Source organism: Mycoplasma sp. 5370 (assembly GCF_054343435.1).
The window spans coordinates 1-25,813 of the sequence record NZ_JBTGVF010000013.1 but is presented as its reverse complement, the minus strand read 5'-3'; the positions used below and the strand labels follow the sequence as shown (position 1 = coordinate 25,813).

The following is a 25,813-nucleotide window of genomic DNA, read 5'->3' as shown; positions in this document are numbered from 1 at the left end:
AATAATTATTATTTTCATATCGCTAAAAAAAGGACATTTTGATTAATAATTTACAATTTAAAAATATTTAGTTTTAATTCACTAATTTTTAGAAGATTTATTATTTAAATAATTTTCAAGTTGTTCAGGAGTTCCAAGTGATATATAAACATTTTCTCTTAAAGCCATTCAACCTATTTTTTCTTTATTTTCTAGCATTAAATTAAAAATATTAGACATATAAAATTCTTCTTTTATTTTTTTATTATAAATATGCATTTTTATACAATAATCAATAAATTTTTTCCCATTTTTAAAAAAATAAAGACCTGAAATTGCTTGATTAGAAATAACTTCTTTTTCTTTTGTTTCTAAAACTAAATTATTTTTGTGTTTTATGAAAGAAAAACTATTAGATGTAGAATAAAAAGTAGAAACAGCAGCATCGAATTTGTTTTGTAGAGAATATTCTAAAAAATTTTGTGCTTCTTTTTCTAAATAAAAATTATCAACATCAGCGAAAATGACAGGTTTTTTATTATCAATAATTTTTCAAATAGAAAGAGCAGTAGAAGCAGCTCCAGTAGTTGTTTCATCTACAGTAAAAATTTTAATTTTATATTTTTTTTGTAAAGAACTAATTTCTTTTTTATAAATTGAAGTAAATTCTTTTTTCATTACAAGAATAAATGTATTTTGCTTGTCAAAAGATTCGATTGCTAGTTCCAAGAATGTTTTATTTTCTATTTCAATAAAAGGTTTATCTGTTGTATAACCCTTTTCTTTAAACCTTTTTCCGTTTCCCGCCATTAATATTACAATCTGTGCTTTTTGTGTTTTTTTATCTTTCTTTTGCATATTTTCTTAAAAAATCTTCATTAATTTTATCTCATCCTTCAAAGTGGATGGAGCGATCGCATATTGTAATATCACCATTAGGTTTTCCGAAAAAAATTTCATCATATTGAATGTTATGATTCTTTAATCATTCTAAAGTTACTAATCCTATATTTTTCATAACTTTTCCTATATTATGATCTTGAGTTTGCATATTTCTTGCTGTATTAATAACAATTGTGTGTCCTTTTTGTTTCATTTCATCTATAAATTCTTTCGCTCCTGGCAAAGGTCTTACTTCGGAATAAGATTGATTTTCTTTTTTTATTTCACAAATAGTACCATCTAAATCTATAACTATTCTCATTTATCCTCCGATTTTAATAAATCATTGAAAATTTCAATAGATTTTAAATAAAAGATTTTTTGATGAATTTTAGATTCTTTATGTAACGGAATCATAGTTAAGAACAATAAACCTTCAATTAATTTAATTTCATTAAAAGAAATTTGAAATATTTCAGTAATTTTTTTATTAAAATAAAGCAAAATTTCTTTATTTTCTTTGTCAGAAAAAGGAAAATTTTCTTTTAGAATAAAATTATTAGAATTTTCTTGGAAAGAAAAATTATTGTGTACAATTCAGTCATATTTTCCAGAAATACTATGACTTAATTTTGCTAAATCGTATCTTAAATCTCCTATAACATCTCTGTAATAATCAAATCTACCTCTTGGATCTACTAATTTAATTTCTTTTGTTTTTTCATCAAATAAAATGTTACTAAAGAAAAAATCTCCATGAACAATTGAAAGTAACTCTCTATTTATTAATTTCTCTTCAATCAAATTAAAAACTTTTTCTTTAATTTGATTAAAAGGTTTCAATTCTTTATTATTAAAAATTATTTTTTTATTAATATCTACAAATTCTGATTCATTTATTTGATTTATTCTATTATTTGTTTTTTCAATATAAATAAAACGAGATAAAGAATCATCTTTATTTTTATAAGGGTTTAAAAAAGAAGTATCTTTAAATTGTTTTAATACATAAAACAATTTGTCAATTAATTCATAAAAATTATTTATATAAACTTTTTTTTGTAAATAGTTATAAATGTTAGGAAAATCTACAAAATCCATAACTATTGTACTAAAATCGTTTAGTTCTTGATATAAATAAATGTTAGGGATGAATTTTTTTAAGTTTTGAGGTAATTTTATAAATCAATAATATTCATCTAATATTTTGTTTTTATCAGCAGAACTTTTATATATCAAGTTATTTTTCTTTTCTATTGAGTTAAAATATCTTGATAAAAATTCTTTATTTATTTTTTCTGTCATTTGTAGATTCCTTTAGATAATGTTCTTTATTTTGGGATTTTTCTTTCTTTAATTTTAAAATATTTTTCTTAGAAAAGATGAAAAATATTTTAATTAAATGTTGTTTAAATAATTCTTTGATACAAAATTTTATTGCTAACTTAAAAAAAGTAAATTGAATTTTAGAGTTTTTTGTAGGTATTTTGTAAGGTATGCTAGGAAGTTGTTCTTTTCTTTCAAACTTATATTTATTTGCTATTTTTCAATTAGGTTCATATGTATCTATATAATATTTTAAAAAAGAAATATATTTTTTGTTAAAAGGCTGTGTAGCAAGATTTAGTAAAGAAAGTTTGGTAACCGCTTTATATCTGGATTTTAAATTATAAAAACCTATTTGTTTAGATTCTAAAGTTATAAAATTTTCATTTACATACTTGTCAAATTCTTCTTTTTTCTTTAAATCATCACCAACAACTTCTTCTAAATTTAAATTAGTATTTTCTTTAAAAACGAACTGAGGTAAATAATTTTCTGGATGCATTTTTACAGGAAGAAAGTCATTTTTCTTATTAAAATAAGCAAATTCATTTAAGTCTTTTATTAACTGAACTGGTTCTCAAAATTTTTTCACATCTGTTGTTAATCCAAAATTTAATCAGTCAGATATATGTAAATAAGCATAATCAATTTTACCATAACTTAAATTATTGTAATCACAACTAAAAAAAGTAGAAGAAATTAATCTTTTTTCAAATATTTTATATTTTTCATCTCTTTTGTGGAAAAAACTTGCAAAATCATTTAGAATATTATCGTTTTTGAAATATAAATCATTTCTAATTCTTAAAACATATTTGGTTTTAACTTCTTTTAAACCATTTTGAGTTGCAACAATAATTCTATTAATATTAATACCATATTTAAATTTAGTTATATAAAAACCACCAGGATCCTTGTTTAAAATAAATTTACTAACTTTAGGATTTTCATCAATTTCATCATTTTCTCAACATGATACCAAAATTGTTGATTTAGGAAAACGTTTTTTTAATGAATTAATGCTTTTTTTAGTATATTTATCATATTTTCCGTTAATTAAAATTGTTACATCTTCTTGATTGATTTTTTGCATTTTAAATATTGAAATAATAGTTATAACCTATTTTTTCAAGAATCCTTTCGTTTTTAATTATATTATTTTTGTTTTCATAAATTATTGTTATTTTGTTGGTAGAACAAATTTTATTTAATGTTTCTAAAGAAATTAAAAAGGAATCATCTTCTATGTTATTTAGTATTTCGTAAGAAATTACTAAAAATTTAGGTTTTATTTCTTTTAATATAGAAAATAACGATAAATTTATTTTTTGAACATAAATTCCCCATCTGTCAAAAGTTAATTCTTTATGTTTGGATGCTTCTTTAAATTTTTTTAAAAACATAGAATAACTTTTAATTCTGATAATTAAATTAGAAGTATTTTTATCTAATTTATTTCAATAATTTAAAAATACATCAGTATATGTATAAATAAAATTATGATTTTTTTCTTCACTTTTTAACTCAATATCTTTTTTGAGAATTTTTTCAGCTATTTTTATTTTTTCTCTAACAAAAAGAAATTTTTTAATTTCGGGGCGAATGTTATCTATTTCTATTTCGCCAATTTTTCTTTTTCCTTTTCTTAATTCTAATTTGTTTGTTGTTATTACATCTTTTTTAAGAATTTCTTTAAATTCTTCAATAGCCTTATCGTATTTTTCTAATTCTTCTGTATATTCTAAAAAATAAGGATGTTCAAGTTCAATAGTTTTATTAACATTTTTAGATTTTCATAGTGAGAAGTTAATCATTTTTTTTATTTTTCCTGAACTTGAATTTTGCTGAGTTTTATTATCAATAATAACAACAGATTGTTCTGAAAAGAAAAAATTATTTTTTAATTTTGAAAATAACTTATATAGTTTATATTTTATTTTGTTTATTTTTCTTTTATTATTGGAATTAAAAGCTAGAATTAATATTCCTTCTTCTAAAAACAGTTGTTTTATTTTAAAATAAAGTAAAAAATTATTATACACAAGTTCTTCTAAAATGTTTTTGGAAATAGATTCATTTATAAATCATGTACTTAAAGAAAAATTGAAAAATAAGGAAAATCTTTTATTAGTTTTAAAATTTTTGATTTTCATAATTTTAATTTTTTTTACAATTTTTTGTAAAAATTTAATATTTATTTTGCTATATCTATTTCTATAAATAAATATATATTTTCCACCTTCATTTGAAAAAATAAATTTATATTTTTTATTTGTTTCTTTTTTGTTTTCTTTATCAATTATATTTAAATCTAACTCTTTATTAGATCAAGTTTTCATATTTTCAATAAACTTGCTACGATCTTTTGCATCAATTAAAAGTATAAAATCATTTAATTTAACTCAATTTCCTGTATAAATATTTAATTTATTTTTAAAAACTTCTAAAACACTGTCTTTAAATTTAGAATCTATTACTCTTATTCTTTCGTTTTCTTCATCAAAACTTAAAGGAATGATAATAGAACTATTTTTTAAAATATGTTTTTCATTTTTGGAATAAACAAAAAATAAAATTCCTGATGCCGCTATACATAACAAAATAATAATAACTACTAAAATAATACCTAAATGATCTAATTGAAAATTATTTTTAGTCATAATCTTAGATAGGTGTTATCCTTTCTAAAGATTTGTGCTGTTTCATTATTTTTTTGGTTGCATCTTTTTCAGGTAAGTTTTTGAACTTAACAATTATTGTATCACCTTCTTCAGCAAGAACTATTCCTTCTCCAAAAACAATGTGATTTACCAAATCACCTACAACTAAATTTATTGTTTTATCATTTCTTTTATAGTTTAATTGTCCATCATTGGTTCTTTTTGTGAAATTTTGTAAAATTTCAGATTTTATTCCCATTTCTGAAATAAATCTCGAAGTTTGAGAATATGCTTGATTTTCAAAATAGTTTCCACCAGAATCAGAAATAAATAATCTTTCTTTAGCTCTTGTGATAGCTACATAAGCAAGTCTTCTTTCTTCTTCTATATTTTCTTCATCTTTTAAAGTTCTTTTATTTGGACAAATACCCTCAGCCATTCCTACTAAAAATACATTTTGGAACTCCAAACCTTTGGAACTGTGTATTGTCATTAAAGTTACAGTATTTGGTTCATAGTTCGAGTCATCACTATCTGTTAATAAAGAAATTTCGTGTAAATAATCATTTAATGTTAAATTAGGATTTTTAGATTCTCAAGATTTAATCCCTTGCATTAAACTATGCAAATTATTTAGAGCATCCTGTTTATCTAAAATGTTTTTATTTGAACTTATGTATTTAATTTTTTCAATAAATTTCTCAAGAACAAAGGAGATACTTTTTTCACTTTTTAGCAGTTTTCTTGCGAAGTTAATAGAATTTAAAAAATCAACCAGTTCTTTTTGAAGAGAATGATTTAAAGGTAATTCTTCAAATCCTTCTTCTTTCATATAAGTTTTTCTATTAGTGAAATAATCAATTAAACAATCAAAAAGGGCAACATTTCTTTTGTTTGCATATTCAGTTAATTTTTGAATCGCTGAAGGACCAATTTTTCTAGAAGGAATGTTTATAATTCTTAGTAAACCAACAGTTGAACCATCATTTATGACTTTTAGATAAGCGATTAAATCTTTTATAACTTTTTTTTCAAAAAATTTAGTTCCACCTAAAAGTTGATAAGGGATATTTTCTTTAATTAAAGCTTCTTCAAAAGCTCTTGAATAAAAACCGGAACGATATAAAATTGCTATATTTTTAAGTTGAACCTTTTTTCTTTTTAAATCATTTATTTCTTCTGCAACTCATCTAGCTTCAACTTCTACGTTAAAAGAATGGTGAAATATAATTTCTTCATTTGAAATATTATCGGTGAATAAGTTTTTTTCTAAACGATTTTTATTATTTTTAATCAAAGAGTTAGCTGCATTTAGTATTTGATTGGTAGAACGGTAGTTTTGATCCAGGGTAATTGTTAAGGCACCTGGGAAAAATTTATCAAAATTTAAAATTAATTCTACATCAGCACCTCTTCAAGTATAAATTGTTTGATCAGGATCTCCAACAACTGTTAAAATATTTTTTTCTCCTGTTAAATGTTTAATAATTTCGAATTGCAATTCTGATGTATCTTGAAATTCATCAACGAGAATATGAGAAAATTTATTTCTTCATTTTTCCTTTATTTCTGGAAATTGTTGAAAGATTTTAACGGTAAAAATCATTAAATCATCAAAGTCTAATGCTTTTAATAATTTTAATTCTTTTGAGTATTCAGTATAAAGATCAACTATTATTTCATCATCTTCTTCTAATTTATCTATATCTATTTCTTCTGGCAAAATTTCTAAATTTTTTCATTTAGAAATTTTTTCTAAAACAGTTGAATAATTAATGTCTCTATTTGTTATTTTTAATTTTCTATATATGTTTTCTAAAATATTTTTTTGATCTGAAGAATCAAGAATATCGAAATTAGAATTATAATCTTTGAGATTGGTGATTTCTCTTCTTAAAATATAGTTACATAAAGAGTGAAAAGTACTTATAAAAACTTCATTTCCTTTTTCTTCAACTAAATTTATAACCCTTTCTTTCATTTCGTTTGAGGCTTTATTAGTAAAAGTAACTGCTAAAATTTTTTTAGCATCAGTAATTTGATTTTCAATTAAGTAAGCTATTTTTCTTGTTAATACTCCTGTTTTACCACTACCAGCTCCGGCAATTATTCGAAGATGACCTTGATTATAAACAACAGCACTTTTTTGTTTATCATTTAAATTTGAGAGAATTTTTACATTATTATCATTCTTCATAATAATCTCCTTTCGTGTCTCATTGCACTTTGGTTCAATTTAGGTTTTTAATTTCTAAAGGTTTTTGAGTTTCGATGAATTTGTTTTTGTATACTAATTTGCTTTTGGAAAAAATATTTATGATGTTCTTTTTTGGATTAAATATGTTGAAAAAAAATAAAATTAAAAGCAAAATAAAGTTAAAGTTAGAAAAAGCAATAAAAATATTTATTAAAACTTTTTCTAATGAAGTCAAATTACTAAATTGCTTATTTTTATCTTTTAGTAAACTGTTGCTAGAAACAATTTTCTGTGATAATTCAGGGTTAATTAAAAGAATAAAAAGAAAAATTAATATAACTCAATTTAAAGAAAAAAATAAATTTCTTTTTAATAAGCAAGAAAGTAATTCTTTTTTGTTTACTTTTTTTTCTGTTTGTAATTCTAATTTACAAATTATTTTTCCAATACTCTTGCCTTGATTTAACAAAGGAATGAGTAATTGGAAAGCCAAAATAAATATAATTTGAAAGAAAAGTCAAAAATAATAAGCTAAGTTATAATCGTTTTTAAATATTAAAAAGAATAAAAAACCTAAAGAAGAAAAAGCAAAAGAGAAATATAATAAAATATCAATTAAAGAAGAGAGAAACTTTATTGAAATACTCGCTTCTGCTTTAGTTAAATTTTTTTGGAAATTGAATGTCATTTTGATGGGGCTGTATTTTCTGTAATAAGTTTACTTTCGTTACTGTTTAATAGGATGTATTTATTTACTGATAAAAGTAAATTAAATTCATTTTTTCTTAATAATTTTAATTTTTCATAATATTTTAAAACAGTTATTGGAAATTCTTCTTGTCTTGTTAATAGTCTTGTTAATAGAGATTTTTTAGTTACTCCTAAAATTACAGGAATAAAAATTTGTAAAAAGTAAAGTTTGGCATATAAAATCTCTTCCATAAATTCAATTTTATTTTCTCTTGTGAAATTTTCAATATTTTTTCAGTCCCTAATAACTTGTGAAGGGTTAAAAATGCTTATTTCATTATTTCATTCATTAACGATGATTTCATCGATATAGACATAACTTTCTAAAAAGGGTAGTGTTTTGTATAGTATTTCAATCAAATATTTAGAACTAGCATCTTTAAAATTTGTGTTCGCTGTTATTTCTAAAAATTTATTTGTGTTAAAAAATTTGTTAAAAATAATTGGAAAAGTGTATGCAATTACCTTTTTGTCTTCTTGAATTTTAAAAATTTTATTGTCTTGAATTCTTTTTTTAGGTTCTAATTGAAAAAAACCTTTAAATTTAGGCTTAAATTCAATAATGTCAACCTTGTATTTTTTTTCAATTTCAATAAATCTTTTGACAAAAAAGTTTTTTAAGTTAGTTTCAGGAAAAACAACAATAAAATATTCTCCAACTGCTTTTGTAAGCATATCAAAAATATCGCGAATAACACCTTGTCTTTTTGTATTAATTAAAATTTTTAATTTATCTTTGAAAAGTTCTTTATATTCATAAACTAAATTCAATTCATCATTTGTAGGTTTGTTAATTGTGACAATAACTTCAAAATCTTCATTTTTCTGTTGAACATAACAAGAGTCTAAAAGAGATTTAAGTTCATTTTTTTGTTTATATGATGGGATTAATATTGATAATTTCATTTTTACTCCTTTATTTACATTTTTAAGTTATTAACTGTTCTTGGGAAAGGAATAGTATCTCTAATATTGTCGATTCCTGTAACATACATAACAAGTCTTTCAAAACCAAGTCCAAATCCTGATGAACCAGCATCACCAAATCTTCTTAAATCTAAATATCATTTTAAATCGTCTTCTGGGATTGATAATTCACGAACTCTTTGTAGTAATTTTTCATAACGAACTTCTCTTTGGGAACCCCCAATTAATTCACCAATACCTGGAACTAATAAATCAAAAGCAGCAACTGTTTTATTATCATCATTTTGATACATATAGAAAGCTTTGAATTCTTTTGGATAATTTATAACAGCAACAGGCCCGTTAAATAATTTTTCTGCTAAGTATTTTTCGTGTTCTGTAGCTAAATCTAAACCAAAATAAATATTTTTTTCTTCAAAAATATCTTTTACTTTTACTAATTCTGCTATAGCGTCTTTATAATCGATAATAGAAAGTGTTTTGTTTAAAAATAAATTTAGTTTTTCTCTCAAGTTTTTATCAACAACTTCTTCTAAAAAATCAAATTCTAATTTATGTTTTTCTAAAGTGTTTTTAATAACAGTTTTTAGCATATGGTCAGATAATTTAATCACATCTTGCAATTCGTAAAAAGCGATTTCAGGTTCAACCATTCAAAATTCTGCTGCATGCTTTTTAGTGTGAGAATTTTCAGCTCTAAATGTTGGAGCAAAAGTATAAACCTTTTTCATTCCAATTGCATAAGATTCAGCGTGTAATTGACCAGTAACACCTAAAGTTGCTTTTTTTCCAAAAAACATTTTTTCATTTTCTGAATCCACAACAAAAGTTTCTCCTGCTCCTTCTCCGTCGTTAGAAGTTATGATAGGTGCTGAAACATAAAGGAAATCATGATTAGAGAAAAATTTATGAATTTCTATCGCCAAAGTAGAACGAATTAGCATTATAGCTTTTATTAATTTTGTTCTGTGTCTTAAATGAGGTATTTCTCTTAAAAATTCCATTGAAATTTCTTTTTTCTGAATTGGAAAATCTTCATCTGTATTTTTTAATAACTTAAATTCATCAGCTTGAAGTTCGATAGGTTGTTTTGAATTTGGAGTGTAATTTAAAACACCTTTAACATAAATAGCTGCTCCATCCCTTGCCTTATCGACTTCTTGTAAATTGATTTTTTCGTTTTTTAAAACTACCTGCAAATTAACTATTGTAGAACCATCATTTATTTCTAAAAATTTAATTTTTGTATTTCCTCTTAAGTTTGTTAGTCATCCTTGAATACTAAAAATTTTTTTATCATTTTCTTTAGCATTTAATATTACATTTTTTATACTTTTCATTGTTGCCTGCTTTCTAACATTTATTATTATATTAATATTATTTAAATTTTACTATAAACTGAAGATTTTGTTATTGAAATTTATAATAAAATAATTAATTTTTTTATTAATTCAAGAGTTTTAGTATAATTTGAATAATGATTATTTTTTAAGGAGAAAAATGAAAAAATTAACAATTATTGGTAATTGAAAAATGAATAAAAATGCTCAAGAAACAAAAGCATTTTTAGATGAATTTAGTAGATTATACAGTGAAAACAAAACAAAAATTTCAGATGAAGTTACTTTCGGAATTGCTGCACCTTTTACTAATTTATTTTTATTTGAAAAATCAAATTTAAAAATAGTAGCACAAAACTTTTCAAATTTTGATTCTGGTGCATATACAGGGGAAATTTCTGCATCTATGTTAAAGGATTTATCTGTATCTTTTGTAATTTTAGGACACTCTGAAAGAAGACAATATTTTGGTGAAACAGATGAATTAGTTAACTTAAAAGTTCATCAAGCATTAAAAGAAGGATTAACTCCTGTTGTTTGTGTTGGAGAAACATTAGAAGAATACGAAAATAATAAAACAAAAGATGTTATTTTACATCAATTAAAAAATTCTTTAAAAAATGTAGAAGATTTTTCTAAAATTGTAATTGCTTATGAACCTGTTTGAGCAATTGGTACAGGAAAAACAGCAACTGCACAAATAGCACAAGAAGTTTGTGAATTTATAAGAGAAAACACACATAATGATGTTGTTATTCAATATGGAGGTTCAGTAAGTCCAACAAATATTGAAGAATTAATGAATCAAAAAGATATTGATGGAGCACTTGTAGGTGGAGCTTCATTAAAAGCAGATTCTTTCATAAAATTATTAACATTAAACAAATAATGTGATAAAATTTAAATATTAATAAAATTAATATAAAATATTTTTTCTCGGTTTTAACATTCGTTCAAGTTTTTGCTGGGATTAAATCAAAGGAGAAAATATGGTTTCAAAAGAACGTAAAAGAGAATTAACAATTGAATTCGGTGGAAACGAAAAAAACACAGGTATGATTGAAGTTCAAGTTGCAATTTTAACTGAAGATATTGAATCATTAAAAAAACATTTTGAAGTTAATAAAAAAGATAAACATTCAAAACGTGGATTTATGGCAAAAGTTAATAAACGTAAAAAACTTTTATTATATTTAAAAGAAAACAATTTTGATTCTTACAAAAAAACTATTGAAAAACTTAATATTAGAAAATAGTTTTTTCAATTTATTTATAAAATACACAAGATTAAATTATTTAAGTTTAATTTTGTGTATTTTTTGTTAAAATTTAATTTATGAAAATAATTGTAAAAAATGTAAAAAATGGTGTTTTGGAAACTCAATTTGGTAATTCTAATTTAAAAGACAATTCTGTAAGTTTCCCAATAAAATGGTCAAAAGTAAAAAATGCTAAATCATATGCTATAACATTAATTGATAAGGAAGCTTCTAAATCTTTAGGAGTACCTTTTATTCATTGAATTGCCGCAAATATAAAGAAAAATAGGGTAGATTGGGATTTTTCATTTCAAAATAAAGATAAAATTATTCAATTTGAAAACTCTATGTCAGCCTTCGCTAAAAAACATTTACTGGAACAAATTGTTTCAATCGAAAATAATGGCGTTTATGTAGGACCATTCCCTGTAGAAAGTGACCATAATTATGAATTAAGAATTTATGCTTTAAATACAGAAGACATTTTAAAAAATTCAAATTTTAATAAAGAAGATAAATTATTTTTTGACGATTTTCAAAATTTGATAAAAGGAAAAGTTATCGATTCAGGATTTTATACTTTTTTATATAGAACAAAATATGTTTTTATCAATGATAGATTTGTAGAAAATAACAAAGAAAGTCAGGAATTAAACAAAGGACTTGAAAAAGATAAAATTTTCTTTTATAAAGGTAATAAAAAGACAAATATTGAAATTAAATCTAGTGCTTTTTATAGAGAAAACAATGAAATATTTTTAAATAAATTTTATGTAGCACAAAAACATAATAATTTGTTTCATTCAATATCTCTACCTTTAGAATTTTCCAAAATAAATGAAGCTAAAAGTTATGTTGTGACACTTTTAGGAAACGCTGAAGTAAAAAACTATGCTACACCTTTAATATTTTGAATTAGAACTGAGTTAGAAAATGAAAATGTGAATTTAGAAACTGATAACTTCATAAAAATTCCTTCAAGAGTAATTAATCAATTTAACATTGATAAAGAACAAAAATATCACTATATTAATACTTTTGGTACTCACCTTGCACAAAGAATAGCTAGTGATTTTGGAGAAAATAATGAGATATTTAGGTATATAGCAAACGATTATGGATTGGTAAAAATACCAAATATTTCAGATTCAAACGGAATTTATACATTAACAATTTATGCATTAGATGAAAAAATCAATTTTGTAAAAAGAGAAAATTTTGATGTTATTTCATTGGGAGATGTTTTAGAAAATATAAAATCCCATGTTGTAGGAGAAGGAAATATTCAATTTAAAATAAAATAATGAATAACTTATTTGAAATTAAAAAATCTAAATTTTACTCCTTTTTATATGAAATTAAAGACAAAAACGAAGTAAAAACAATAATTGAAAATCTAAAAAAAGAACATAAAAAAGCTAGACACATTTGTTATGCTTTTTTATTCACTGATATTAATGGAATAACACATTATGGAATGAGCGATGATGGGGAACCGCAAGGAACTGCAGGAAAACCACTTTTAAATTTGCTTCAAATAAAAAAAATAGAAAATAGCCTCATTGTTGTTGTTAGATATTTTGGTGGAATCAAACTCGGAGCAGGAGGTTTGATTAGATCTTATATAAATTCTGCTAATTTATTATTAAATAATAATAAAAAAAGCAATAAATAGTATAATTAAAAATTATGATAAAACTTAAAAACGTATCTTTTAGTTACAGCGATGAAGAAAATGCAAAATTAGCATTAGATGATATAAATTTAGAATTCAAAGCAGGAAAATATATTGCCATTTTAGGGCACAATGGTTCGGGAAAATCAACTTTATCTAAAATTTTAACAGGAATTATAAAACCTAAAAAAGGTGAAGTGTGAATAAATGATATTTTATTATCCAAAAGCACTTTAAATGAAGCAAGAAAATATATTGGAATTATTTTTCAAAATCCAGATAATCAATTTGTTGGTGCAACAGTTGAAGATGATATTGCCTTTGGTTTGGAAAATAGATGTGTTAATCCAAAGGAAATGAAGGAAATAATTTTCAATTTAGCTCAAAAAGTTGATATGCTAGATCATCTTGAAAGAGAACCACAAAATTTATCTGGTGGTCAAAAACAAAGAGTTGCAATTGCTTCCATTTTAGCTTTAAGTCCTAAAATTATAATCTTTGATGAGGTTACATCAATGCTAGATCCTAAAGGAAAACACGATGTTTTAAACATAATTAGGGAAATTCAATCTACAAGAACAAAAACTTTAATTTCTATAACTCACGATATGGATGAAGCTGTTTTAGCAGATGAAGTGATAGTTTTAGCAAAAGGTAAGGTAATAGCACAAGGATCTCCAAAAAACATTTTAAATGATAAAAAAGTATTAGAAGAAGCAAAATTAGATTCACCATTTATTTATAAAATTTCTTCTTTAATAAATAAAATAAAACCAACATATGATGAAAATGAATTAATAGAGGAAATATGCAAATTAAAATAAAAAATATATTTAAAATTTATGATAAAGATTTACCTTCAAGATTTAATGCCTTAGATGATGTTTCAACTGAAATAAATAAAGGTGAATTCATTTCAATTATAGGACAAACAGGTAGTGGAAAAACCACATTTATCGAACATATGAATGGTTTAATTTATCCAGACGATGGTGAAGTGGAATTTATTTATGTTAATGAAAACAAAAATAAAGAAAATATACAGAAAAATGTTATTTTAAAAAAGAAAAAACTTTTTGCAAAAAGAGTTAAAGGTAAAGAGTTAAAACAAATAAGAAAAAGGGTTGGTGTTGTGTTTCAATTTGCAGAATACCAACTATTTGAGCAAACTATTGAAAAAGATATTATATTTGGTGCTGTTTCAATGGGAGAAGAAAAGAAAAAAGCTATTGAAAAAGCTAAAAATATAATTAAACTTGTTGGTTTAGATGAATCTTATTTACAAAAATCACCTTTTGATTTATCAGGTGGACAAAAAAGAAGGGTGGCAATTGCAGGAATTTTAGCAATGGATCCTGATATCATTTTTTTTGATGAACCAACAGCAGGTTTAGATCCGGTAGGGATTCAAGAAACTTTGGAAATTTTTGATAATTTACACAAAGCAGGAAAAACTATAGTAATTGTAACTCATGATTTAGATAATGCTTTAACTTGAACAAATAGAACAATTGTATTCAAGGAAGGTAAAATAATTAAAGATGGAGACACTTACGAAATACTTAGTGATACAGAGTTTTTAGAAGATAATAAAATGCAACCAACTAAATTGTTAAGTTTTGTTAATAAACTAAAACAAAAAGGAATAAATATTCCAAAAGTTAAAAATATTAATGAGTTAATTTCAGAAATAAATAAGTTAATAAAGGAGTAATATGAATATAGTAATTGGAAAATATGTACCTAAAAATACGTTTTTGCATAAGTTAGATCCAAGAATTAAATTAATATTTAATATTATTTTTATTACTTTGTTTTTTGTAACAACACATTTATTAACTCTTTCTTTTTTAATAATTCCTATGATAATTTTGTTTGCTGTTACCACTAAAAAACCTTTTCACTTAATAAAAGTAGCTAAGTTACCTATTTTTATATTTTTATTTATGTCTATAATTTATTCTTTTATATTAAATGATTTAAGTAATTTTAATAAACCAGAATTCATTATAAAAGGTTTAGATCACGATCAATCTTATAAATTTATAAGTCAAGAATGATTTTCATTGAACTTAAAATTTACAACTTTAAAATATACTAATTTATCTTTTATAAGGGCTTTTGTTCTTGGTTTAAGAATTTATTGTATGATTTTAATCACTACTCTTTTGATTTATACTACTAAACCTGTATTATTAACAAGAGCTATTGAAGATTTGATTTTCCCATTAAAACTTGTAAAAATTAATACCAATGTAATAGCGATGATTATTTCAATTGCAATTAGATTCATTCCTACTTTATTACTTGAAGCAAATAGAATTATTAAAGCACAAGCTTCAAGAGGAGTTGATTTTAAACACGGAAAAATTAATGATAAAGTTAAGGCAATGATTACCTTAACAATTCCACTATTTGTTTTATCATTTTCTAGAGCAGAAGATTTATCAAACGCAATGGAAGTAAGAGGTTATGATCCTTATGAAAAAAGAACAAAATATCGTCGTCTTTATTTAAAATGATTTGACTACTTATTTTTATTATTTTTAATTAGTTTTATAGTTTTTGTTATATTAGTAGAACAAAATGTAATAGGACCATTACCGCTATTTTGAATTTATACAGCTCAACAATTTTAATAAGGATGATTTATGAGAAAAAAAACAAAAGATAAAATAAAAGGAAAAACCGATTTAGAAATTAAAAAAATTATTGAAGATTTAAGACAAGAAATTTCATATCATGATAAATTGTATTTTGAAGAAAATACACAAGAAATTAGCGACTTAGAATATGAAGACAAAATGAAAGAGTTAAAAGAATTAGAAAATGTATATTTTTCTTTATTTTCTTGAGAAGAAAATTTAAATTCACCAACTCAAAAAATTCATTCTATAAGTTCTACTCAATTTGAAAAAGTTAAACATTCTTTTGCGATGTTATCTTTAAATAAAGCTTATTCATATGAAGAAATTCAAAAATTTTTGAATGATTCTCAAGAAGTTATAAAGGAAATTAAAGATTTTTATATTGAACCTAAAATTGATGGACTTTCTGTTGCTCTTCATTATAAAGATGGTAAATTAATAAAAGCATTAACTCGTGGTAATGGTATTGAAGGTGAAAATATCATTAATAATATATTAAAAACAAAAGATGAATTTTTTCCGAAAATAATAAAATATGATAAACCCATTGAAATTAGAGGAGAAATATATATTGATAAAGATGATTTTATTGATTTAAATTCACAAATTCAAGCAAAAATTGATGAATATAACCAACAAAAAATCGATGAAGAATCCTCGAACTCTAAAATTAAATCTTTAGAAAGAAAAAATTTGTTTTTAAATCCAAGAAATGCAGCTGCAGGAATAGTAAGAAAATTGAAAAACGTTTCCACTGATGAAATGCACAAAATTAAAGCATTTTTTTATCAAGTTGTAGAACCTATTAACCATAATATTAATTCTGTTTCGCAAACTATCAACTTTTTAAAAACAAATCATTTTCCTGTAAATACAATAGGAAAAACTGTACATAATTTACTTGAAATACAGGAAATTATAGAATATGTGGATAAAAATAGAGATGATTTGAAATATGAAATAGACGGAATGGTAATTAAGGTAAATGATGTTATTTTCTCCGAAGAATTGGGTTATACTTCTAAATTTCCTAAAGGAGCTATTGCATATAAATTTTATGATGAAATCGTAAAAACTAAATTACTTTCAGTTGATTACCAAACAGGAAGAACAGGAAAAATTGCTTATGTTGCCAATTTAGAACCAGTTTTTTTAAATGGAACTAAAGTTGAAAAAGCTTATTTACATAATTTTCAAAACATTTTAAATCTTAAAATTAGAATTGGAGAAGATGTTTATATTAAAAAATCTGGAGAAATTATTCCACAAGTAATTTCATCTGTAAAAAAATTCGAAAATACCAATATTGATATTTTAACTCACTGTCCAAGTTGTAATTTTCCTTTACATAATACAGAAAAAGAACAATTTTGTGAAAATGAAAATTGTTCAGACAAAATTGTTAGAAAAATTATCCACTTCTTTTCCAAAAATGCTTTCGATGTTTCAACACTTTCTAAAAAAACTATTAAACAATTTTATGACTTTGGCGTAATAAAAAATGTTATTGATGTATTTGAGTTAGAAAAAAATATTGCTTTAATTAGTGCTAATAATAAAAAATGAACTAAGAATTTTAAGATGCGTTCCACAACTGTATTATTAAAAGCCATAAATGATTCTAAAACCATAGAATTTAGTAAATTTATTTATGCACTTGGAATTAAAAATATAGGTGTTGAAGCATCTATTGAAATTAGTAAAAGGATCAATAATATTGATGAACTTTTAAATTATGATTATGAAAAATTTTTAGAAGTAAATAAATTTGGTGAAACCATTGTTAAAGAATTAAAAAATTATTTTAGTATTCAAGCAAATAAAGAATTTTTATTAAAATTAAAAGAACAAAATTTGAATTTTATAAAGGAAAACAATAAGATTGAAAGCAAAAATTTAGAAAATGTTTCTTTTGTTGTTACAGGAACTTTATCCATAACAAGAAATGAATTTAAAAAATTAGTAGTATCTAATTCTGGGGTACTTTCTAATACAATTACTTCTAAAACAAACTATTTAGTTGTTGGAGATTTACCAGGTGAATCTAAATTAAAATTAGCAGAAAAACACAAAACTCCAATAATTAATGAAAAGGAATTTTATAAACTTATTGAAAAATAAAAAAAATGCTTATTAATTTAAGCAAATTATTATATAATTATATAGTAAAAACTTGGGGGGCAATACTCAAGAGGCTGAAGAGGACGCATTGCTAACGCGTTAGGGGCTTAACCGCCCGCGCAGGTTCAAATCCTGTTTGCCCCGCCATTTTTTTATTACTTTTATTACATTTATAGGTATTTTAAAATGGGTTTTATTTGATTAACAATAACAGTTTTTTATATAATTGCTTTTTTATACGTTATTTTAAGTGAAAAAGAAAAAAATAAAATTTTTAAAGTAAAAAAATTTATTGAATTTTCAGATTTATCAGAAATAATAAAAATGAAAATAAAAAATAAATTTTTGAATCCTACCATTTATATAGAAATAGCAGTTCTAATATTAACTACTATTTTTTCATTTGTTAATGTTTTTCATTTAATATCTAACAATTTAATTGAGCAATTTCAAAATATTTTACAAGAAAAAAAACCAGATATTTTTATAAAAAATTGATTTTGAAATATTAAATTTTTTGAATTTATATCTTCATTAATAATTAACACTTTATTTAAATCAACTTTAATTTTTATCTATTATATAATTTGAAAAAAAATAAATGAATGATTATTTGATAGGAAAAAACATATTGAATATAAAAAAAATAGACAAAAATTTAATAGTTTCTTTTACCATAAAGATATTGTTGTTTATATTGTAAAAAAAATAATAATAATTTTATTTTATGTATTGATTTTATTTTTATTTTCTTTATTTATTTTAATTTTTTCTTCTGGTTTAGAGTGATTACTTATACTATTTTTAATGCTTTTAATTTTTATTCCTACTATAATAGGAATAATTATAATTTTTTATTCTAAATTTAATAGACACAAACATACTAAACATGAATATTTTAATTTTTTACAGGAAAATAAATCATTTTTAGAAGAAGAATATCAATTTATTTTTGTATATAAATATGTTGAATCTATTAATGATTTTTTGATTTTTAAAAATGAAAATAAAAACCAGTGAAAAAAATTCAAGCTCCAATATAAAAAAAGAAAAATTGATAAGAAAGACTTTTGAAAATTAAAATGAAGTCTAAAAATTTTTAATGAATTTAATAAAAATGTAAATAGAATTATTGCAAAAAAAGAAATAATAAATGAATGAAAATATATTTTACCAAGTGAATTGCAATTATGTCCAGAACATGGAAATACTATCATTTTTCATTCTAAATATAATTTATATTATTGTTCTTATGGAGAATATTTTTCTTTAATTTATTTAGAAAATATGGGGAAATGTAAATATTTTATTTTAAAAGAGTAAATGTGAAAATAAAATTCGAAATTTTACTGTTTAAATGTAAAAATTAATATAATATTATTTATATATAGAAAGGCAAAAAAATGGGAAATAAAATAAAAGTTAGAATTATAGAACATGAGCCAAGAATCAAATTTGAAATCTTGGAAGATGCAAAAAAAGGAGATTTTTTCTTTATAGATGAATATAAGGATGAAGGTGTAGAAAATTATTTAAATGAAGTGCGTTTAAAAATAGACGATGATTTATTTAATACAGCTAAAAACCAAGCACTTTTAGAGTATAAAACTAGTGAAGAATTCATTAATTTTAAAAATGATTTAAACGAAAAAAATAATATAATCAAAAATCACAAACAAGAATTAGAAAACGCTTCTTTAAGAGCTATAGAAGATTTTAGAAATAATGAAGAATTTACAGAAAAAATAAAGAAAATCGATAATTTAGTTGCTGAAAAAGAGAATTTAATCAAAGAAAAAACACAATTACAACATGAATTAGTTAATGCTGAAATTAAGACTATAAATGAATATAAAAAATCTCTTGAATATCTTGAATTAATTGATTCATTGCAAAACATAAGAAAAGAAAATGCAACTTTAGTAGAAAGAATGAAAAATATTAAACTTAATATGCAAAGTGAATCACAAGTAGAAATGACTAAAAAAGAAATTCAACATTCTAATGAAATACAAAAATGAATTAAGGAAAACACTGAACTAAAAACTACTATAAATGATTTACAAAGGAAAAAAAATGTAAATATAAAACTTATCGGTGAAGATTTAGAAAATTGAATAATTTCTCAAGCTTCTGAAAATCTTTCGTTTGATAACAACTGTTCTTTTTATAAAGATAATGAAGTTAAAGATCATACTAAAGCAGATTTTTTATATGATATTTATAGTAGAAATAATAATAAAAAATTATTAGGAAAAATAATAATAGAAGCAAAAAGTCAAGGTGAAACAGGTAATAAAAAGAATTCTGATTATTATGATAAATTAAAAAGAGACCAAACTAAAAAACAAGCTGATTTCGCTATTCTGGTTAGCGAATTAGAACCAGAAAAGGATTTTTTAATTTCTAAGGTATTTGATTATGAAAATATGTATGTTATAAGACCTGCATATTTAATTCCCTTTTTATCATTACTTAAACATTTTATAATGGAAAGAGAAAAAATAGCAGATGCTGAAATAACTTTCCAAGAAAAAAAGGATATTTTAGAACAATTTGATAAAATGAAAAATGAAATTTTAGATAATTCTCTTAAACACATAAGAACACAAACTGAAAAAATCTTAAAAAACGCAGAAACAATAGAAAAAAACGCAAAAGAAATAAAAGAATCTATTAGTTTAGTGGTTGATATTCACCTAAACACAGTAAAAAATAAAATAGAAAATTTTGCTATTCAAAAAATAACAAAAAAAATAGATAAAATTTATGAATAAAAAATTAGATTTGAAAAAATTTAAACCAGAAACACTGGATGAAATTATAGGTCAAGAGCATATTAAATTTCTTTTAAATAGAGTAATTGAATTAAAAAACAGAACATCTTTTATTTTTTATGGAGAAAGCGGAATTGGAAAAACATCAGTTGCAAATGTTTTAGCTTTAAATCTTAATTTAAAATACACTACATTTAATGCAACTATAGAAAATAAAGATTCGCTTTTAGAGAAAATTAAAAATAATGACATTTTGATTATTGATGAAATTCATCGTTTAAATAAAGATAAACAAGATTTACTTTTAAGTTATTTGGAAAAAGACCAAATTATAATTTATGCAACAACAACAGAAAACCCATATTTTAAAATCAATCCAGCAATTAGAAGCAGAATGCAAATTTTAAAATTCAACAAGCCTTCTTTGGAAGAAATAATAAATTTTTTTCATTCAAAAAGCTTCATTTTAGCAAAAGAAATTATAGAAAAAATAATATTTTTATCAAATTTTGATATAAGAACTATTTTTTGAAATTTAGATTTTGTTTTAACTTTAAGCAAAAATGAACCTTTAAGTGAAGAAGTTATCGAAAAATTATTACCAAATGTTAATTTTTACAGCGATAAAAATGCTGACTCACATTATAATAATTTAAGTGCTTTTCACAAATCATTAAGAGGGAGTGATCCTGATGCAGCTTTATATTATGGTATGTTAATTATTAAAAGCGGAGATTTTGATGGTTTATATAGAAGAATGCTTTGTGTTGCATATGAAGATATAGGTCTTGCTCATCCTAACATTTCTTTGAAAGTTATGGCAGCAATTGATTCAGCAGAAAGACTTGGAATGCCTGAAGCTAGATTGTCGCTTTCTACTATCATTATTGAATTGGCATTAAGTCCAAAAAGCAACTCAACTTATCAAGCAATGCAAAAAGTTTCTGAATTAATTGATAATGGTAAAATATATGAAATTCCAGATCATTTAAAAGATTCTCATTATAAAAGTGCTAAAAAATTTAATCACGGGGTAAATTATTTATATCCACATGATTTTTTAAATAATTATGTTGATCAACAATATTTACCTTCAGAAATAAAAAACAATAAATTTTTTGAATTTGGTAATAATAAAAATGAACAAAAATTAAAAGAATATTTGAATAAAATAAAGGAAAAATAAAGAAAAATGACAATATTAGGTATAGAAACTTCACACGATGACACATCTGTAGCTATTTTAAAAAACGGTAAAATACTTTCTAATATTACATTTAGTCAAATCAAAATTCATGCTAAATATGGAGGTACAATTCCGGAAATCGCTTCAAGAGAACATGTTAATAATATAGCTATTATTTTAGAAGAAATAAAAAAGATAATAGACTTAAATAAAATAGATTATATAGCATTTACAAAAGAACCTGGTTTAATTGGTTCTTTGCAAATAGGGAAATTATTTGCAGAAGCAATTTCATTAATTTTAAATAAACCTTTATTTCCGATAAATCATTTAAATGGTCATTTTTTTTCAGGTGCAATAGATAATGAAATAATTTATCCGGCTATTTCCCTTTTAGTCTCTGGGGGACATACTCAAATTTTATATGCTAAAAATCCTAAGCAAATAGAAATAATTGGCGAAACTTTAGATGATGCAGTTGGTGAGGCATATGATAAAATAGCTAGAAAATTAAATTTATCCTTTCCTGGCGGACCAATTATTGATAAAATATATTTTGATAATATAGGCAAACAAAGTCAATTTGTTAATAATATAAAAATTTCAAAACCAAAAACGGAAGGAAAATACGATTTTTCTTTAAGTGGTATAAAAACACAAGTTATAAATATTATAAATAACTTTGAAAATAGAAGATTAAGTGTTCCTGTTGAAGAAATAGCTTATTCTTTTCAAAAAACTATTGTTGATTATTTAATAGAAAAGATAAAAATGGCAATTGAAGAATTTCAACCTAATTCTATAGTTCTTGCAGGTGGAGTTTCTGCTAATAAACATTTAAGAAATGAATTTGTTAAACTACATTCAAATTCTATAATTCCTAAATTGGAATATTGCACTGATAATGCTGCTATGATCTGTAAGGCAGCAGAAATTTTGATAAAAGAAAACTAGGGTAAAACCTAGTTATTTTTATTTTCTTTATCTAGCAGAAAAGCAATTTCTTTATCATAAATTGGTCCTTCTTCTTTTCAAGGAGTCTCTAATATAATAGGTATATTATCAAATAAAGGATCGTGTACAATTTTTTTAAGAATTTCTTTAGGAATAAAACCTTCTCCAATGTTTGCGTGTCTATCTTTGTGCGAATTTAAAGGATTTTTCGAATCATTGAGATGAATAACTTTTAAATGTTTTAAAATATTTTTTTGTTTTAATTCATTTATAAATTCGTCATAATTTTCCAAATTATAACCTGCATCTCAAATATGACAGGTATCAATGCAAATTCCTGTTCTGGGATTATTCACTTCATTCAAAACAAAAAGTAATTCTTCAAAGTTAATTCCTACTTCAGAACCTTTTCCAGACATAGTTTCAAGTATAATTTCTACATTTTTTGTATTATTTAAAATAAAAGTTAGGGATTTAATTAACTGTTTAAGTGATTCTTCTCTAGAAAATGTAGTATGGGAACCAGGGTGTAAAACTAAATATTTAGCACCTATATAATTCATTCTTTCTATTTCTTCTATTAAAAATTTATTAGCAAAATCAGCTTTTTCAGGATTTGCTGGATTAGTTATATATGGTGCATGTACCACTATGTCTTCTGGTTTTATTATTTCTTTATAGTCTTTTAAATATTCAAATAGTTTGTAGTTAGAAACATTTGTTCTTAAAGTTGTTTGTGGTGCTCCTAAATAAATCATTGTGCAATTTGCACCATTTTTTATAGATTCTTCAATTGCTCCATATAAGTAATTGGGTTTTTTGAATGAAACGTGTGATCCTAATTTAATCATATTTTTCCTTTTAATTTTTAAATTATTATATATTTATTATAAATTCATTTTCCAAATATTTTTCTACTTTTAAATTGGTTAAAGATTTTTTTATTATTTTATACATAAAATCAATATTTGCTTTTTCAATTGAGTGCGGAACTACCAATAAATCAATTTTTAGATTATTGATTGTTAACAATTCATTTCATTTTAAGTCTGAAGTGATGTAAAGAGCTTTATTTTTAATTACTTTATAAGTTTCTAATATATTTTCAATACCAGCAGCTCCTGGCAAAATTACAATTTTTTTAATTTTTTTATTTTTTTGCAAATTTGTTTGCAAATTATTTAAATTTAGCATATTTTTAATTTTGTTTATCAATTCAAAAAAAGAGATTTCGCTTTTTAAATTAACAATAGAATTAAATTTATTTACAGGAGTTAAATCACCTTCTAAATTGATTTTTTCAAGTATAGATTTAACACCGCTATTTGGTAAAAAATCCAAATTGGTATGAATTGAAAAAACATTAATTTTATATTTCTTTATTAATTTATGCATTGATTTTTTGTAAGGTTCTTTTTCAAAAGTGTTTTTTAAATATCCTTTATAAAAAAGAAAAGTGTGATAAGTTAAAATAAAATTAAAATTGTTTTTTATCGCATAATCTAATGCTTTTTTAGTTAAATCTAAACAAATGAGAACTTTAGAAATTTCATTATCAAAAAAGTATGAAAACCCTACCTTATCTCAATCTTCTTTAGAATTTTGAGGGAAAATTGAATCAAGAAATAAAGAAAATTCTTTTGAATTATTCACCTTGGTAATAATCTTTTAATTTTCTTTTTTTCTGAGTTATTTTTAATTTTCTTAAAATTTTTGATTCAATTTGTCTTATTCTTTCTTTTGAAACACCTTTTTCATTAGCTAATTCTTCTAAACTATGTATTCTATATCTTTCTCCGTGTTCGTTTTCACCAACACCAAATCTTTTCATTATTAAGATTCTTTCATCTTCATCTAGATTTTTATTAAGCATTTCTTTTAAAATTTGTTCCAATTCTTTTCCTGAAGCAAAATCAACAGGAGAAATTACAGTTTCATCTTTTATGAAGTCAGAAAAGAATGAATCATCTTCCTTACCAATTGGTTTATCTAATGAAATTGGATCAATATTAATTTTTCTAATATATTGAACTTTTTCAGCTGTAAAATCATCTTCCATTTTTTCAGCAATCTCTTCATCTGTTGGTATTCTTCCTAAATTTTGATGTAATTCTCTTTCAATTTTAGTCAATTTATTAATTGTTTCTACCATATGAACAGGAACTCTTATGATTCTTGCTTGATCAGCAACTGCCCTTGTTATTGCTTGTCTAATTCATCAAGTTGCATAGGTTGAGAATTTATATCCTTTTTCAAATTCATATTTTTGAACGGCTTTTAAAATCCCTGAATTACCTTCAGAAATTAAATCTATAAAGGATAAACCCCTATTTTTGTATTTTTTGGCATTATTTATAACCAGTCTTAAATTTCTATTAATTAATGTGTGACGAGCTTTTCTACCTTTTCTACCACCTTCTTTAATTTGCTTAGCAAGAGCAATTTCTTCATCTTGGCTTAATAATTTTCCATATTTACCAATTCAACGCATATATCATTTTATAATATCATTAGTTTCGGTTAGTTTATTTCTGTATTGAGAATCGTTTAAGTTAAAATCTTCTTCAAAAATTTCATCATCTTCCATAGATAAAACATCATCAGAATCATAATCTTTTAATTCTAAATCATCAATTTCATCGATATCATCAAAATCAACATCTTCATCAGATATCTTTTTATTTTTAGTTCTTTTTTTAGATTTAGATATTTCTTTTTCTATCTCTTTTTCATTTATTTCGTCAAAATCACCTTTATCACTTTCGTCATTTAAGATTTTTTCAGAAATTAAAACTGGAAGCAAGTCCATTGCTTCATCTTCATCTATAGAAAGTTTTTTTGCATATAAAAATTTAAAAACTTCATCTTGAGTAAGAAAAGTTTTATCTTTTTTCTTCTTTTTTTGTCTTGCTAACTCTTTTTGTAATGCATTTATAATTGTTGTGTATGAATTTGATAAGTTTTTATCTTTAGCCATTTGTCACCTTAAGTTTTTTAGATTTTAATTAAATTTATCAATTAAAAAGTATAAAAAATTATACCATAAAAATGATTTTATTTATTCAATAATGAAATAAATTATTAAAACAGAAATAAAATGTCACCCCCCATTCCCAATATAAAATGTCACTT

The 25,813-nt window shown here is 23.0% G+C and carries 24 protein-coding genes and 1 tRNA gene; 13 read left to right on the top strand and 12 right to left on the bottom strand.

All coding sequences use genetic code 4. From position 1 onward, the window contains the following. Positions 1 to 81 precede the first annotated feature (81 nt). The 9 genes from ACXX88_RS02575 to asnS are packed head-to-tail and all read right to left on the bottom strand — an operon-like array spanning position 82 to position 10,061. A complete protein-coding gene (locus tag ACXX88_RS02575) occupies positions 82 to 837 on the bottom strand; it encodes a sugar phosphate nucleotidyltransferase (RefSeq protein ID WP_458559504.1) in 756 nt (251 codons plus the stop codon). Further along, entirely contained in the window at positions 821 to 1,183 is a 363-nt protein-coding gene (locus tag ACXX88_RS02570; protein ID WP_458559503.1) for an HAD hydrolase family protein, read from the bottom strand. The genes ACXX88_RS02575 and ACXX88_RS02570 overlap by 17 nt, the downstream gene beginning before the upstream one ends. Next, positions 1,174 to 2,166: a hypothetical protein gene (locus ACXX88_RS02565; protein WP_458559502.1), complete on the bottom strand. Its 993-nt coding sequence runs from the start codon at positions 2,164 to 2,166 to the stop codon at positions 1,174 to 1,176. Before ACXX88_RS02565 ends, ACXX88_RS02570 begins: the two co-directional genes overlap by 10 nt. Further along, positions 2,147 to 3,280: a WavE lipopolysaccharide synthesis family protein gene (locus tag ACXX88_RS02560; RefSeq protein ID WP_436359026.1), complete on the bottom strand. Its 1,134-nt coding sequence runs from the start codon at positions 3,278 to 3,280 to the stop codon at positions 2,147 to 2,149. Before ACXX88_RS02560 ends, ACXX88_RS02565 begins: the two co-directional genes overlap by 20 nt. Before the next feature lies 1 nt (position 3,281). Beyond that, the gene (locus tag ACXX88_RS02555) at positions 3,282 to 4,847 is read right to left on the bottom strand and encodes an MHO_4530 family protein (RefSeq protein WP_458559501.1); all 1,566 of its coding nucleotides are present in this window, start codon (positions 4,845 to 4,847) and stop codon (positions 3,282 to 3,284) included. Between the two features lie 4 nt (positions 4,848 to 4,851). Further along, positions 4,852 to 7,044: an ATP-dependent helicase gene (locus ACXX88_RS02550; protein WP_458559500.1), complete on the bottom strand. Its 2,193-nt coding sequence runs from the start codon at positions 7,042 to 7,044 to the stop codon at positions 4,852 to 4,854. Beyond that, entirely contained in the window at positions 7,031 to 7,732 is a 702-nt protein-coding gene (locus ACXX88_RS02545) for a hypothetical protein (protein ID WP_458559499.1), read from the bottom strand. Before ACXX88_RS02545 ends, ACXX88_RS02550 begins: the two co-directional genes overlap by 14 nt. Continuing rightward, entirely contained in the window at positions 7,705 to 8,700 is a 996-nt protein-coding gene (locus ACXX88_RS02540) for a glycosyltransferase family 2 protein (RefSeq protein ID WP_458559498.1), read from the bottom strand. Before ACXX88_RS02540 ends, ACXX88_RS02545 begins: the two co-directional genes overlap by 28 nt. A 14-nt stretch (positions 8,701 to 8,714) precedes the next feature. Continuing rightward, entirely contained in the window at positions 8,715 to 10,061 is a 1,347-nt protein-coding gene (asnS, locus tag ACXX88_RS02535; protein ID WP_458559497.1) for an asparagine--tRNA ligase, read from the bottom strand. A 160-nt stretch (positions 10,062 to 10,221) separates the two neighbouring features. Here asnS and tpiA point away from each other — a divergent pair, with 160 nt between their 5' ends. The 13 genes from tpiA (at position 10,222) to tsaD (ending at position 22,681) form a co-directional block, all read left to right on the top strand. Next, positions 10,222 to 10,950, top strand: coding sequence for a triose-phosphate isomerase (gene tpiA, locus ACXX88_RS02530; RefSeq protein ID WP_458559496.1), 729 nt, complete (start codon positions 10,222 to 10,224; stop codon positions 10,948 to 10,950). A gap of 100 nt (positions 10,951 to 11,050) precedes the next feature. After that, the gene (rpsO, locus tag ACXX88_RS02525; protein WP_436359033.1) at positions 11,051 to 11,317 is read left to right on the top strand and encodes a 30S ribosomal protein S15; all 267 of its coding nucleotides are present in this window, start codon (positions 11,051 to 11,053) and stop codon (positions 11,315 to 11,317) included. 80 nt (positions 11,318 to 11,397) lie between these two features. Beyond that, the gene (locus ACXX88_RS02520) at positions 11,398 to 12,624 is read left to right on the top strand and encodes a YbhB/YbcL family Raf kinase inhibitor-like protein (RefSeq protein WP_458559495.1); all 1,227 of its coding nucleotides are present in this window, start codon (positions 11,398 to 11,400) and stop codon (positions 12,622 to 12,624) included. Beyond that, positions 12,624 to 12,995 carry an IMPACT family protein gene (locus ACXX88_RS02515; protein ID WP_458557300.1) on the top strand — a complete coding sequence of 124 codons (372 nt, stop codon included), beginning with the start codon at positions 12,624 to 12,626 and terminating at the stop codon, positions 12,993 to 12,995. The genes ACXX88_RS02520 and ACXX88_RS02515 overlap by 1 nt, the downstream gene beginning before the upstream one ends. A gap of 14 nt (positions 12,996 to 13,009) precedes the next feature. After that, positions 13,010 to 13,819: an energy-coupling factor transporter ATPase gene (locus tag ACXX88_RS02510; protein ID WP_436359038.1), complete on the top strand. Its 810-nt coding sequence runs from the start codon at positions 13,010 to 13,012 to the stop codon at positions 13,817 to 13,819. After that, entirely contained in the window at positions 13,804 to 14,709 is a 906-nt protein-coding gene (locus tag ACXX88_RS02505) for an energy-coupling factor transporter ATPase (RefSeq protein ID WP_458557299.1), read from the top strand. Before ACXX88_RS02510 ends, ACXX88_RS02505 begins: the two co-directional genes overlap by 16 nt. A gap of 1 nt (position 14,710) precedes the next feature. After that, positions 14,711 to 15,634, top strand: a complete 924-nt coding sequence (locus ACXX88_RS02500) for an energy-coupling factor transporter transmembrane component T family protein (protein ID WP_436359041.1) — start codon at positions 14,711 to 14,713, stop codon at positions 15,632 to 15,634. A gap of 12 nt (positions 15,635 to 15,646) precedes the next feature. Further along, positions 15,647 to 17,764: an NAD-dependent DNA ligase LigA gene (gene ligA, locus ACXX88_RS02495; RefSeq protein WP_458559494.1), complete on the top strand. Its 2,118-nt coding sequence runs from the start codon at positions 15,647 to 15,649 to the stop codon at positions 17,762 to 17,764. A 56-nt stretch (positions 17,765 to 17,820) separates the two neighbouring features. Next, positions 17,821 to 17,911 (top strand) — tRNA-Ser (locus ACXX88_RS02490). Positions 17,912 to 17,950: 39 nt separating this feature from the next. After that, on the top strand, positions 17,951 to 19,087 hold the full coding sequence (locus tag ACXX88_RS02485; protein WP_436359045.1) for a hypothetical protein: 1,137 nt from the start codon (positions 17,951 to 17,953) through the stop codon (positions 19,085 to 19,087). 80 nt (positions 19,088 to 19,167) lie between these two features. Then, entirely contained in the window at positions 19,168 to 20,541 is a 1,374-nt protein-coding gene (locus ACXX88_RS02480; RefSeq protein WP_458559493.1) for a DUF2130 domain-containing protein, read from the top strand. Next, positions 20,534 to 21,727, top strand: coding sequence for a replication-associated recombination protein A (locus ACXX88_RS02475; RefSeq protein ID WP_458557294.1), 1,194 nt, complete (start codon positions 20,534 to 20,536; stop codon positions 21,725 to 21,727). Before ACXX88_RS02480 ends, ACXX88_RS02475 begins: the two co-directional genes overlap by 8 nt. A 6-nt stretch (positions 21,728 to 21,733) precedes the next feature. Further along, a complete protein-coding gene (gene tsaD, locus ACXX88_RS02470; protein ID WP_458557293.1) occupies positions 21,734 to 22,681 on the top strand; it encodes a tRNA (adenosine(37)-N6)-threonylcarbamoyltransferase complex transferase subunit TsaD in 948 nt (315 codons plus the stop codon). 8 nt (positions 22,682 to 22,689) lie between these two features. Here the strand turns inward: tsaD and ACXX88_RS02465 are convergent, their stop codons facing one another. Genes ACXX88_RS02465 through ACXX88_RS02455 form a run of 3 tightly spaced genes read right to left on the bottom strand, consistent with a single transcriptional unit; the run spans position 22,690 to position 25,658 of the window. Continuing rightward, positions 22,690 to 23,532: a deoxyribonuclease IV gene (locus tag ACXX88_RS02465; protein WP_458559492.1), complete on the bottom strand. Its 843-nt coding sequence runs from the start codon at positions 23,530 to 23,532 to the stop codon at positions 22,690 to 22,692. A gap of 25 nt (positions 23,533 to 23,557) precedes the next feature. After that, on the bottom strand, positions 23,558 to 24,334 hold the full coding sequence (locus ACXX88_RS02460; protein ID WP_458559491.1) for a Nif3-like dinuclear metal center hexameric protein: 777 nt from the start codon (positions 24,332 to 24,334) through the stop codon (positions 23,558 to 23,560). Further along, the gene (locus tag ACXX88_RS02455) at positions 24,327 to 25,658 is read right to left on the bottom strand and encodes an RNA polymerase sigma factor (protein WP_458559490.1); all 1,332 of its coding nucleotides are present in this window, start codon (positions 25,656 to 25,658) and stop codon (positions 24,327 to 24,329) included. The genes ACXX88_RS02460 and ACXX88_RS02455 overlap by 8 nt, the downstream gene beginning before the upstream one ends. Positions 25,659 to 25,813: the final 155 nt, after the last annotated feature.